Annotated in this window: 10 protein-coding genes; all 10 read left to right on the plus strand. The window is 43.1% G+C overall.

What is annotated here, in order from left to right; translation table 11 throughout:
- Positions 1-9 precede the first annotated feature (9 nt).
- The 10 genes from ftsW (at position 10) to dapB (ending at position 12784) form a co-directional block, all read left to right on the plus strand.
- Positions 10-1209 (plus strand): cell division protein FtsW, encoded by a 1200-nt coding sequence (gene ftsW, locus AAFM34_RS01445; RefSeq protein WP_341659210.1) that lies wholly within the window; start codon positions 10-12, stop codon positions 1207-1209.
- The gene (gene murG, locus AAFM34_RS01450) at positions 1196-2257 is read left to right on the plus strand and encodes an undecaprenyldiphospho-muramoylpentapeptide beta-N-acetylglucosaminyltransferase (protein WP_341659271.1); all 1062 of its coding nucleotides are present in this window, start codon (positions 1196-1198) and stop codon (positions 2255-2257) included. Before ftsW ends, murG begins: the two co-directional genes overlap by 14 nt.
- Before the next feature lie 12 nt (positions 2258-2269).
- The gene (gene murC, locus AAFM34_RS01455; protein WP_341659212.1) at positions 2270-3733 is read left to right on the plus strand and encodes a UDP-N-acetylmuramate--L-alanine ligase; all 1464 of its coding nucleotides are present in this window, start codon (positions 2270-2272) and stop codon (positions 3731-3733) included.
- A 178-nt stretch (positions 3734-3911) separates the two neighbouring features.
- The gene (locus AAFM34_RS01460) at positions 3912-4703 is read left to right on the plus strand and encodes a cell division protein FtsQ/DivIB (RefSeq protein WP_371833243.1); all 792 of its coding nucleotides are present in this window, start codon (positions 3912-3914) and stop codon (positions 4701-4703) included.
- Positions 4687-5949: a cell division protein FtsA gene (ftsA, locus tag AAFM34_RS01465; RefSeq protein ID WP_341659215.1), complete on the plus strand. Its 1263-nt coding sequence runs from the start codon at positions 4687-4689 to the stop codon at positions 5947-5949. Before AAFM34_RS01460 ends, ftsA begins: the two co-directional genes overlap by 17 nt.
- 29 nt (positions 5950-5978) lie before the next feature.
- Positions 5979-7214: a cell division protein FtsZ gene (gene ftsZ, locus AAFM34_RS01470; protein ID WP_341659217.1), complete on the plus strand. Its 1236-nt coding sequence runs from the start codon at positions 5979-5981 to the stop codon at positions 7212-7214.
- 116 nt (positions 7215-7330) lie between these two features.
- Positions 7331-8248 carry a UDP-3-O-acyl-N-acetylglucosamine deacetylase gene (gene lpxC / locus AAFM34_RS01475; protein WP_341659219.1) on the plus strand — a complete coding sequence of 306 codons (918 nt, stop codon included), beginning with the start codon at positions 7331-7333 and terminating at the stop codon, positions 8246-8248.
- Positions 8249-8639: 391 nt separating this feature from the next.
- Positions 8640-11369 (plus strand): preprotein translocase subunit SecA, encoded by a 2730-nt coding sequence (gene secA, locus AAFM34_RS01480; RefSeq protein ID WP_341659221.1) that lies wholly within the window; start codon positions 8640-8642, stop codon positions 11367-11369.
- A gap of 63 nt (positions 11370-11432) precedes the next feature.
- Positions 11433-11831, plus strand: a complete 399-nt coding sequence (gene mutT / locus AAFM34_RS01485) for an 8-oxo-dGTP diphosphatase MutT (protein ID WP_114785133.1) — start codon at positions 11433-11435, stop codon at positions 11829-11831.
- Positions 11832-11974: 143 nt separating this feature from the next.
- Positions 11975-12784, plus strand: a complete 810-nt coding sequence (gene dapB, locus AAFM34_RS01490; protein WP_341659224.1) for a 4-hydroxy-tetrahydrodipicolinate reductase — start codon at positions 11975-11977, stop codon at positions 12782-12784.
- The last annotated feature ends 149 nt before the right edge of the window (positions 12785-12933 follow it).

The following is a 12933-nucleotide window of genomic DNA, read 5'->3' on the forward strand; positions in this document are numbered from 1 at the left end:
CTATCGCCCATGCAAATAAGAGATCTATTAGCAAATATTAGACATTGGATGACCACCTCTTCTCCTGAGGTGTTATATGATCGTCAGTTAGTTTGGATTGCTTTAGGTTTAATGCTAGCAGGATTGGTTATGGTAACTTCTGCTTCATTTCCAATTAGCACACGTCTTACAGACCAACCATTTCATTTTATGTTTCGTCACGCAGTATTTCTTTTACTTGCGTTAACAACCGCCAGTATCGTACTTCAAGTCCCCTTGAGTAAATGGTCACAATATGGTTCTTTGTTGCTAGGCTTATCTTTTTTTCTTCTTATCGTTGTCTTAGTGGCGGGCAAATCTGTCAATGGAGCTTCTCGCTGGATACCTTTAGGTCTATTTAATTTACAGCCTGCGGAACTTGCCAAACTATCATTGTTTATCTTCATGTCCGGTTATCTGGTTCGTAAACACCAAGAAGTTCGTTCGAGCTTTTTTGGAGGGTTTATCAAGCCGATTATTGTGTTTGGCACACTGGCCAGTTTGCTCTTACTTCAGCCCGATTTAGGGACAGTAATCGTCATGCTGGTTACATTGTTTGGCATGTTATTTATTGCCGGAGCGAAATTAAGTCAATTTTTGGCACTTATGGCTGTGGGTGTTTTGTCTGTGGTTGCTCTTATATTATTGGAACCTTACCGAGTAAGACGTGTAACGTCTTTTCTTGACCCATGGGAAGATCCGTTTGGTAGTGGTTATCAGCTGACACAGTCTTTAATGGCATTCGGTCGAGGAGAGTGGCTAGGGCAAGGGCTAGGTAACTCAATTCAAAAGCTGGAATATTTGCCAGAAGCCCACACTGATTTTGTTTTTGCTGTACTTGCAGAGGAATTAGGCTTTATCGGCGTTGTCTTAGTTCTCATGCTGATTTTTAGCTTGGTTATTAAAGCGATTTTGATAGGACGTAAAGCGTTTGATAACGACTTGCTTTTTGGTGGCTACTTAGCGTTTGGTATTGGAATTTGGTTTGCTTTTCAAACCTTAGTCAATGTAGGAGCCGCAGCGGGTATGGTGCCCACAAAAGGATTAACCTTACCTTTGATTAGCTACGGGGGATCGAGCTTAATTATCATGACAGTTGCAGTGGCCATATTACTGAGAGTTGATTTTGAGTGCCGTATGAGTTCGTGGACCCCAAGACCTAAAAAGATAATAGATGATGAAAAAAAGTAAACGTTTGATGGTAATGGCTGGAGGTACAGGAGGACATGTATTTCCTGGTTTAGCTGTGGCTAAAAAACTTCAGCAACAAGGTTGGGATATTCGCTGGCTTGGCACTGCCGATAGAATGGAAGCCGAGCTGGTTCCCAAACATGGTATAGACATCGATTTTATTAAGGTTAAAGGCTTGCGTGGCCAAGGTATATTGAAGTTGATTCAAGCTCCTTTCCAGATATTTAATGCCGTTCTTCAAGCAAGAAAACACATTAAAGCTTGGCAGCCGGATGTGGTTCTTGGTATGGGAGGCTACGTTAGTGGTCCAGGGGGAGTAGCTGCAAGACTCCAAGGTGTCCCGGTTGTTTTACATGAACAAAATGCCGTTGCAGGATTAACTAATCAGTGGTTGTCACGAATTGCTTCTAAGGTTTTTCAGGCTTTTCCGGGTGCTTTCCCCGATGCTGAAGTTGTAGGTAACCCCGTTCGGGAAGACGTTGTCGCTATAAGAGAACCAGGTCATCGAATGGGGGAACGCCTCGGTGATATTCGCATCTTAGTCATGGGTGGAAGTCAAGGAGCGCAAATTCTTAATCGCACTATGCCGGAAGTCATGGCAAAATTAGGTTCTGGGTATGAGATACGCCATCAAGCGGGAAAGAGCCGAAAGACTGAGGTGGAATCTTTATACCAGCAGTTTCAGGTTGAGTCTGCGGATACAGTGGAATTCATTGACGATGTTGCAGAAGCATACGCTTGGGCTGATATACTTATTTGTCGATCTGGCGCGTTAACAGTATCTGAAGTCGCAGCAGCAGGTCTGGGCGCTATTTTTATCCCCTTTATGCATAAAGATAGGCAGCAAGCTTTGAATGCTGATCATCTGGTAGCATGTGGGGCAGCAAAAATGATAGAACAACCTGAGCTTACGGTAGATAAACTCGCTCAGCAAATACAACAACTCGATCGCTGTAAACTTGTTGAAATGGCAAACAATGCGCGTTCAGTAGCAAGGTTAGATGCAGATGATAAAGTGGCTAAGGCCATTATTGCTCTAACAAATTAACGAGAAATATCCATGACAATTCAACACACTCAAGATTTAGTTCAAATTCGTTCCATGGTACCAGAAATGCGACGTGTAAAGTGTATTCACTTTATTGGTATCGGTGGTGCTGGAATGAGTGGAATCGCCGAGGTTTTGCTTAACGAGGGTTATCAAATATCAGGTTCGGACCTTGCAGATAACCAAGTTACGGAACGTTTAGCACTGAAAGGGGCAAGAATCTTTATAGGTCACAATGAGTCTAATGTTCAGAAGGCTAGTGTTGTGGTGGTCTCGACTGCTGTAAGTGAAGATAACCCTGAGATTAAAGCGGCTCGAAAAGCTCGAATTCCAGTTGTACGCCGTGCTGAAATGCTTGCAGAACTGATGCGTTTTCGTCATGGCATTGCAGTGGCAGGAACACACGGTAAAACGACAACGACAGCTTTGGTTACTCAGATATATTCTGAGGCTGGTTTGGATCCAACCTTTGTCAATGGTGGTTTGGTTAAAAGTGCGGGCACTAATGCGCGCTTGGGTTCTAGTCGTATATTAATTGCAGAGGCTGATGAAAGTGATGCTTCATTTCTGCACTTGCAACCCATGGTGAGCATAGTTACCAATATAGAGTCTGATCACATGGACACTTATGGTGGTGACTTTGAAACTCTTAAGCAGACTTTTATTGATTTTTTACACAATTTGCCTTTTTATGGGCAGGCAATTGTTTGTATCGATGATCCAGTGGTGTGTGAATTAATTCCGAGAATTAGCCGGCAAGTGATTACCTATGGTTTCGACGAACAAGCCGATGTTCGTATTGAAAATTACTGCCAGCATGGTCAGCAAGGTAAATTCACAGTAGTACGAAATGGTCGTGCAGATTTGGAGATTACTTTAAACATTCCTGGTCGACATAACGCTCTTAATGCAGCGGCGGCAATAGCAGTGGCTACTGAGGATGAGATTGAAGATGATGCTATTTTGCGTGCAATGGCTTCGACTCAAGGAACTGGTCGTCGATTTGAGCATTTAGGCGAATTTGAAACCGGTAATGGTCTTGTGATGTTAGTTGATGACTACGGTCATCATCCAACGGAAGTGGATGTTACAATCCAAGCTGCTCGTAATGGATGGCAGGACAAGCGTTTGGTCATGATATTTCAGCCTCACCGCTATAGTCGAACACGAGACTTGTACGATGACTTTGCTAATGTTCTTGAACAGGTTGATGTATTACTTATGTTGGACGTTTACTCTGCAGGTGAAAAGCCGATAGCGGGGGCCGATGGTCGTTCATTATGTCGCACTATTCGTAGTCGAGGTAAACTTGATCCAATTTTTGTACCGGATATCAGTGCATTACCTTCGGTTTTAGCGAATGTCTTGCAGGATGGTGACTTGGTGTTAACTCAAGGAGCAGGTGATATTGGCAAGGTAGCTAAGCAGCTTGCGGCACTAGAATTACATTTAGAAAAAATGAACGCTGGTGATTGAAAAAAGTGAAAAGTCTATTATTTGAGACAAATGATAGAATTAAAGTGTTATTTCTCAATTTCTATGTTTGATACTTTAGGTGACGCCAGTATAATCCGAAGGTTAAAGCCAGTACTTTACCTTAGTATGACACACAGTTAATTGATAAGGTTAGGATTGAATGACAGGGTCAATAGCCTTGGTTGAAAGTACGAGCACAAAAAAGCGTCATTTAACCAAGCATCCGCTAGTAAAAAGGCATAGCCTAGGTGGGCTATTTTTATTACTTGTGGTGCTGTTGATTAGCTGGATTCTGTACTCTACGGTATCTTGGATGTGGGATGAAAAGCGTCTGCCTTTGTCGAATATCGTATTGGAAGGACAGCTGAAGTATGTATCATCCCTAGATGTTCAGCGTGCATTTGCAACTTTGCCACATGTGGGTACTTTTATGTCACAAGATGTCAAAGTTTTACAAGAAACAGTGGAAGATATTCCGTGGGTTGCGCATGCTTCGATAAGAAAACAGTGGCCAGATACAATTAAAGTGTTTTTAACCGAGTATGCAGCTGTTGCTATTTGGAATGGTACCGAGCTTCTTAATAAGCAGGGTAATGTTTTCAATGGTGATATTGATAAATTATCCGGTGAGCGTGTCAAACTATACGGCCCATTAGGAAGTAGCAAGGAAGTATTAGACGTGTGGCGGGACGTGAGTCCCAAATTCGCCGCTTTAAATCTCAATATTTCGTCTTTGCTACTCAATGATCGCCGTGCTTGGCAGATTATTCTGGATAATGGTATTAGGCTTGAGTTAGGTAAAGAATATTTACAAGAGAGGATTGAACGATTCCTCTCGCTATACAGAAACTTAGGTAGCGATTCGCAGAGAGTCAGCTATATTGACCTCAGGTATGATACGGGAGCTTCCGTAGGTTGGTTTCCCGGACAAGAGTTAGAACAAGAGAGCATAGATGACAAAGACCGCTGATGACAACATTATTGTTGGTCTTGATATAGGCACTGCAACCGTATCTGCTCTGGTTGGAGAAATACTGCCTGATGGTCAGATAAATATCATTGGTGCTGGTAGCAGCCCATCTCGTGGGATGGATAAAGGCGGGGTTAACGACCTAGAGTCTGTTGTGAAATCTGTCCAACGTGCTGTTGACCAAGCCGAGCTCATGGCTGAATGTCAAATCAGTAATGTGTTTATCTCTATATCGGGCCGGCATATTGCCAGTCGAATAGAAAAGGGTATGGGAACCATTTCTGATGAAGAGGTTTCTCAGGAAGATATGGATCGTGCGATTCATACTGCTAAATCTATCAAAATAGGTGACGAGCAACGCATTCTTCATGTAATTCCCCAAGAATTTACCATAGATTATCAAGAAGGGATAAAAAATCCGCTAGGGTTATCAGGAGTGCGGATGGAAGTCAGTGTTCATTTGATCTCATGCCATAATGATATGGCAAGAAATATCATCAAGGCTGTCGAGCGTTGTGGGTTGAGAGTCGAACACTTAGTTTATTCTGGCTTAGCGGCAAGTACTGCTGTAATAACTGAAGATGAGCGCGAGCTAGGTGTTTGTGTCGTCGATATCGGCGCTGGCACCATGGATGTTTCTATTTGGACTGGTGGTGCACTGAGACATACCGAGGTGTTTTCTTATGCCGGGAATGCCGTGACTAGTGATATCGCATTTGCATTTGGTACGCCAGTTAGCGATGCTGAAGAGATAAAAGTAAAATACGGTTGTGCTCTTAGTGAGTTAGTGAGCAAAGACGATACTGTTAATGTTCCTAGCGTCGGAGGAAGACCCTCACGCAGTTTGCAGAGACAGACTTTGTCTGAGGTCGTAGAGCCTAGATATACTGAATTGATGGGTTTGGTTAATCAAACAATAGATACGGTTCAGGAAAAGCTGCGAGAGGATGGAATAAAACATCACCTTGCAGCGGGCGTGGTTCTGACGGGTGGGGCTGCGCAGATTGAAGGATTAGTTGAATGTGCAGAGCGCGTATTCCGCAATCAAGTGAGAGTTGGAAAGCCTCTTCAAGTGAGTGGCTTAACAGATTATGTAAAAGAGCCGTATCATTCAACGGCTGTGGGTTTACTTCATTATGCAAGAGATAGCCAAATCAATGATGATACAGAGTATACTGAGCCTAAACGCCAGTCTGTAACGACGTTATTTGGCCGTTTGCGGAATTGGATACAAAAAGAATTTTAACCTGAGTGCAGGATAAACGGAGATAACACATGTTTGAACCGATGATGGAAATGTCTGACGACGCTGTCATTAAAGTCGTTGGAGTTGGTGGCGGTGGCGGTAATGCCGTTGAGCACATGGTACGTGAGTCCATCGAAGGCGTGGAGTTCATTAGCATTAATACCGATGCGCAGGCGCTTCGTAAAACAAGCGTTAATAGCGTTATCCAAATTGGTGGTGATATTACAAAAGGTCTTGGAGCAGGCGCTAACCCTCAAGTTGGGCGTGATGCAGCTCTCGAAGATCGCGATAGAATTAAAGAAGAGCTCGATGGTGCCGATATGGTATTTATCGCAGCTGGTATGGGTGGTGGAACAGGAACAGGTGCTGCTCCAGTGATTGCAGAAGTTGCAAAAGAGCTGGGGATTTTGACGGTAGCTGTCGTGACTAAGCCATTTAGCTTCGAAGGTAAGAAACGTTTAGCTTTTGCAGAGCAAGGAATTGAAGAGTTATCGAAACAAGTTGATAGCTTGATTACGATCCCAAATGAAAAGCTGTTGAAAGTATTAGGACGTGGAATTACTTTATTGGAAGCTTTTGCCAGTGCGAATGACGTACTTAAGAATGCAGTACAAGGTATCGCAGAGCTTATTACTCGTCCAGGTATGATTAACGTCGACTTTGCGGATGTTCGAACCGTGATGTCGGAAATGGGTCATGCAATGATGGGAAGTGGTGTGGCTAAAGGTGAAGACCGTGCAGAAGAAGCTGCAGAGATGGCAATCTCAAGCCCACTACTAGAAGATATAGATCTCGCTGGTGCTCGTGGTGTTCTAGTGAATATTACAGCTGGTCTTGATATGCGTCTGGATGAGTTTGAAACGGTTGGTAACACAGTTAAGGCATTTGCGTCAGATAATGCTACAGTTGTTATTGGTACTTCGTTAGATCCTGATATGGCTGATGAAATTCGTGTCACTGTTGTTGCTACTGGTATCGGTACAGAAAAGAAGCCTGATATCACTTTAGTTGCAGGTGGGAAGACAAAGGTATCTCCAGTTGCTCAACCACAAACTCAACCAGTTACGCCAGTTCAACAGCCTGCTGTCAATAAAGCAGAAGAAAAAGCGGCATCAAGTTTGCAGGAGAAACCTCAGGTAACTCCTCAGCCGACAAGTTCTGCTCCTTCAAGCTCAGGTGCTGGCCAACAAAGTGCTGCACCAAAAGCCGATAAGGACACTGGATATCTGGACATTCCAGCATTCCTTCGTCGTCAGGCTGACTAAACATAATTTGACACTGTTCAAAATTATAATTTGACACTGTTCAAAATTATGGTACGATTCTCGGTCGATATTGCTTATTGACCGTGTTTTGTAGCAATTTGTACTGAGGCAAGCAGATGATCAGACAACGTACTCTGAAAGAAATAGTGAAAACAACTGGGGTGGGACTTCACTCTGGACGTAAAGTCACATTAACTCTTCGCCCAGCGGCTGCAAATACTGGCGTTATTTATCGTCGAACGGATGTGAATCCACCTGTTGACTTCCCTGTTGATGCTCAGTCTGTTCGTGACACTATGCTTTGTACAGCATTAGTCAATGATGAAGGTGTGCGCATATCAACAGTTGAACACCTGAATGCAGCACTCGCAGGTATGGGGATTGACAATATTATTGTTGAGGTTGACGCTCCTGAAATCCCGATTATGGATGGCAGTGCAAGCCCGTTCGTATTTTTGCTTCAGCAAGCTGGCATTGAAGAGCAAAGCGTTGCTAAACGTTTTATTCGTATTAAAAAACCAGTGCGTTTCGAAGATGGTGATAAGTGGGCAGAATTCGTACCCTACAATGGTTTCCGCATGGATTTCGAGATTGAATTCAACCACCCTGCAATAGAATCAGATGAGCAACATCTACTATTTGATTTTTCATCACAAGGTTTTGTAAAAGATATCTCTAGGGCTCGAACTTTTGGCTTTATGCGTGATATTGAATACTTGCAGTCACAGAATTTATGTCTAGGCGGTAGTTTCGACTGTGCAATCGTACTAGACGAGTATCGCATTCTAAATGAAGAAGGTCTGCGATTTGACAATGAGTTTGTCACCCATAAAGTGCTTGATGCTATTGGTGACTTATATATGTGTGGGCATCCAATCATTGGTGAATTCCGTGCGTTTAAGTCTGGCCATGGATTGAATAACCAACTGTTACGCTCTGTGCTTGCTGATCAAGAAGCATGGGAGTGGGTAACATTTGAAGAGGAAGCAACATCCCCTGTTGCCTTCGCTAACGTTAACGCGTTAATTGTGTAACTATCATTGTTTCCTAAGAGCCAGGCAAAGAGCCTGGCTTTTTTGTTTGTAGCCGCGGCAAAATACTGCCTTGTTTAACAATCAAAGAGCTTAAACTAGTTTATTTAGGGGCTTTAAAAGAGGTTTACTGAATAAGTCGGCTCTTAAAGCGTACAAACATCCGCCATATAACCACTGAAAATAAAGAATGCTTCAAACAAATCACCTTGTTATTGGTCCTTAGTGGTAAAATTCCTTAAACTAAGCGCCACTTACGCCTTGAAATCCCATGTTCTCATCGCAATATCTGAATAACGTGATTTATCTCAGTATTCTTAGTTTAGAACTGTTAGAGACTGAAGGCATAGAATGTAGATCGGGCCCGATCTAAGTAAAGAGAGATGCATAGCAAATGATAACTAAGCTACTGACAAAGGTAATTGGTAGTCGCAACGACCGCACGTTACGTCGCCTTAGAAAGATTGTAAAAGAAATAAATAACTATGAACCGGGCTTAGAAGCACTTTCTGATGAAGAGCTGAAAGCAAAAACCGTTGAATTCCGTCAGCGTCTTGAACAAGGTGAAACCCTAGATGGACTGCTTCCTGAGGCATTTGCGACTGTACGTGAGGCTTCTAAGCGTGTATACGGCATGCGTCACTTTGATGTGCAGCTTATCGGCGGTATGGTGCTTAATGCTGGCCAAATTGCAGAAATGCGCACAGGTGAAGGTAAGACACTGACAGCGACACTGCCAGCATATCTAAATGCCCTTGCAGGTAAAGGCGTTCACGTCGTGACAGTAAATGACTATCTTGCCAAGCGTGATGCTGAAACAAACCGTCCTTTGTTTGAATTTTTGGGCATGACAGTTGGCGTCAATATTCCTAACATGCCGCCGCAAGAGAAAAAACAAGCCTACCTAGCAGACATTCTTTACGGGACTAATAACGAATTTGGTTTCGATTACTTGCGTGACAACATGGCGTTTCGCTCAGAAGATAGAGTTCAACGCGAGCGTTTCTTTGCTGTTGTCGATGAAGTCGATTCTATCTTGATCGATGAAGCCCGAACCCCCTTGATCATCTCAGGCCCAGCAGAAGACAGCTCAGAGCTGTACACTCGTATTAATACCTTAATTCCTCACCTTGAGAAGCAGGATCAAGAAGATTCAGAAGAATATCGTGGTGATGGCCACTACACAGTGGATGAGAAATCAAAACAAGTGCACTTGACCGAAAATGGTCAAGAGTATGTTGAAGAGTTGATGGTCAAAAATGGCTTAATGGAGGAAGGTGATACACTGTATTCTCCAACCAATATTAGTTTGCTACATCATGTCAATGCTGCATTACGAGCCCATGTTCTGTTTGAAAAAAATGTCGACTATATAGTTAACGAAGATGGCGAAGTCGTGATTGTTGACGAACATACTGGCCGTACTATGCCAGGGCGTCGCTGGTCTGAAGGTCTTCACCAAGCCGTGGAAGCGAAAGAAGGCGTTAAAATTCAAAATGAAAACCAGACATTAGCATCTATTACTTTCCAGAATTACTTCCGTCTATACGAAAAGCTTTCTGGTATGACAGGTACGGCAGATACTGAAGCATTTGAATTCCAGTCTATCTATGGGTTGGAAACTGTCGTTATCCCGACGAATAAGCCTATGGTTCGTAACGATATGCCAGATGTGGTGTACCGTACTGAGGCAGAAAAGTTTGCCGCTATTATTGAAGATATCAAGCAGCGAGTTGAAAAAGGCCAGCCTTCTTTGGTGGGTACTGTGTCGATAGAAAAGTCAGAGCTTTTATCTAATGCACTGAAAAAAGCCAAGATCAAACACAATGTCTTGAATGCTAAGTTTCATGAGCGAGAAGCTGAAATTGTTGCAGAAGCAGGTACACCGGGTGCTGTTACAATCGCGACTAACATGGCTGGTCGTGGTACAGATATCGTGCTTGGTGGCAGCTGGCAGGCTAAAATTGATGCTTTGGATAATCCGACTCAAGAACAGATTGAGGTGATCAAAGCAGATTGGAAAGAAGTGCACGATAAAGTGTTAGATGCAGGTGGTCTGCATATTATTGGTACGGAGCGTCATGAGTCTCGTCGTATTGATAATCAGCTGCGTGGTCGTTCTGGCCGTCAAGGTGATGCTGGTTCCTCACGTTTCTACCTTTCTATGGAAGACTCACTACTGCGTATCTTTACTTCTGATCGTATGGCTAGCCTTATTCAAAGTGGTATGGAAGAAGGGGAAGCGATTGAGTCTAAAATGCTATCTCGCTCAATTGAAAAAGCTCAGCGTAAAGTTGAAGGCCGAAACTTCGATATCCGTAAACAGCTTCTAGAATATGATGATGTGGCCAATGATCAGCGTAAAGTTGTTTATGAGCTGCGTGATGAACTGATGAATGTGGAAGACATCAGTGAAATGATTGAGCAAAACCGAGCGGATGTTATTACTGCTGTCATTGATGAATATATTCCACCTCAGTCTTTAGAAGATATGTGGGATGTCGAAGGGCTACAAGAACGTCTGAAAAACGATTTTGATCTCGATGCGCCAGTCAAGCAGTGGCTTGAAGATGACGATAAGCTTTATGAAGAAGCGCTGCGTGAGAAAATCTTAGAAACATCTGTAACAGTCTACAAAGAGAAAGAGACAGTAGTCGGTGAGCAGGTGCTGCGTAACTTTGAAAAATCAGTCATGCTGCAGACTCTTGATACTCTTTGGAAAGAGCACCTTGCAGCAATGGACCACTTGCGTCAGGGTATTCACCTACGTGGCTATGCGCAGAAAAACCCGAAACAGGAATATAAACGTGAGTCGTTTGAGTTGTTTGAAGGCTTGTTGGATGCACTAAAATCAGATGTGATTACCATTTTGTCTAAGGTTCGTGTTCAGCAACAAGAAGAAGTAGAGCGTATGGAAGCTCAGCGCAGAGCACAAGCTGAAGAAGCGGCGAGACGAGCTCAAGCACAGCATGCTTCAGCTGGTAACCAGCTAGCTGGTGAAAACCAAGAAGACCACTCTAACCAGCCTATGGTCCGTGAAGAGCGCAAAGTAGGACGTAATGAGCCTTGTCCTTGTGGTAGTGGCAAAAAGTACAAACAGTGCCATGGTCAGCTGAGTGGCTAAAAATAAATAGATTTTAAAACATCAAGAGTCGCATTAGCGGCTCTTTTTTTGAGGAAACTGATTGTGAAACGTATCCATATTGTCGCGGCTATCATTTTAAATGCTGAAAAAAGTGAAGTCTTTATCACCAAGCGCCCACAAGAAAAACATAAGGGTGGATTTTGGGAGTTTCCAGGAGGAAAAGTTGAAGACAAAGAAACCATAGCGCAAGCCATTAAACGCGAGTTAGATGAAGAGGTTGGTATTCAGGTGACACAACATAGCTTATTCGAGCATTTAGAATATGACTACACGGATAAGTCATTGAAGTTTGATTTTATTCTTGTCACCGATTTTGAAAACCAACCTTTTGGCAGAGAAGGGCAGCAAGGTAAGTGGGTACCGATCACCAAGCTAAGGGACTATGAATTTCCCGAAGCAAATAGAACAATCCTTGATAGAGTAGTTGATGAATACAGTTAGCTGTAAGAGTCATTAGTCAGGCTAAAGAAGATAGTGCTTTTCAGCCAAGTAGGAAAATTTCACTATCGAATGTATAGCCAGTCGTCTTTAATATTGGTAGTTTTAACTCAGTAGCATACAAAACGTGAATAATGGAGAAGTGCATGGTACGTATTGCAATTGCGGGAGCAGCTGGACGCATGGGGCGTAACCTAGTCAAAGCGACTCACCAGAACCCACTTGCCCAAGTTGGTACAGGCTCAGAAAGGCCTGAATCTTCTTTGGTTGGTGTTGATATTGGTGAGCTTTGTGGAGAGGGTAAGTTTGATGTTGTACTGACGGATGATTTGAGTAAACAAATCGACCAGTTTGACGTCATTATAGACTTTACTGCGCCAGCAAGTACCTTAGCAAACCTCGAGCTCTGTCAGAAGCATGGCAAAAGTATTGTCATTGGCACAACAGGCTTTACAGAGACAGAGCGCCAACAAATTGAAGAAATGGCAAGGAAAATGCCTATTGTTATGGCATCAAATTACTCTGTTGGCGTAAACCTTGTTTTCAAGCTACTTGAAAAAGCAGCCAAAGTAATGGGGGATTACTGCGATATCGAAGTAGTTGAAGCTCATCACCGCTATAAAGTAGATGCCCCTTCTGGAACCGCGCTTAGCATGGGTGAAGCAATTGCGGGTGCTATGGGTAACAAGCTGAGTGATGTTGCGGTTTATGCTCGTGAAGGGATTACTGGTGAACGATCCAAAGATGAGATTGGTTTTGCAACGATTCGAGCTGGCGATATTGTCGGCGAGCATACCGCGATGTTTGCTGATATTGGCGAACGAGTAGAAATCACTCATAAAGCCACTGATCGTATGACATTTGCTAATGGTGCGGTTAAAGCTGCGGTATGGTTAAAAGATAAACCCGCAGGTTTTTATAGCATGACAGATGTGCTTGGTTTAAACGATCTATAATTAAATAATTATGCGCCGAGCTTGCTCGGCGTTTTTAATCCCTTCCTCTGTTTTCACTATTTACATAACTTTAATCACTTAGTCATTTCTTGCGATCTTTTCTTTATTTTATAGGTGTGAGGCTGCTTTTTTTATCTGAAGTGTTTAAA

Origin of the sequence: Vibrio sp., assembly GCF_038138445.1 — a bacterium.
Classification (GTDB): Bacteria; Pseudomonadota; Gammaproteobacteria; order Enterobacterales; family Vibrionaceae; genus Vibrio.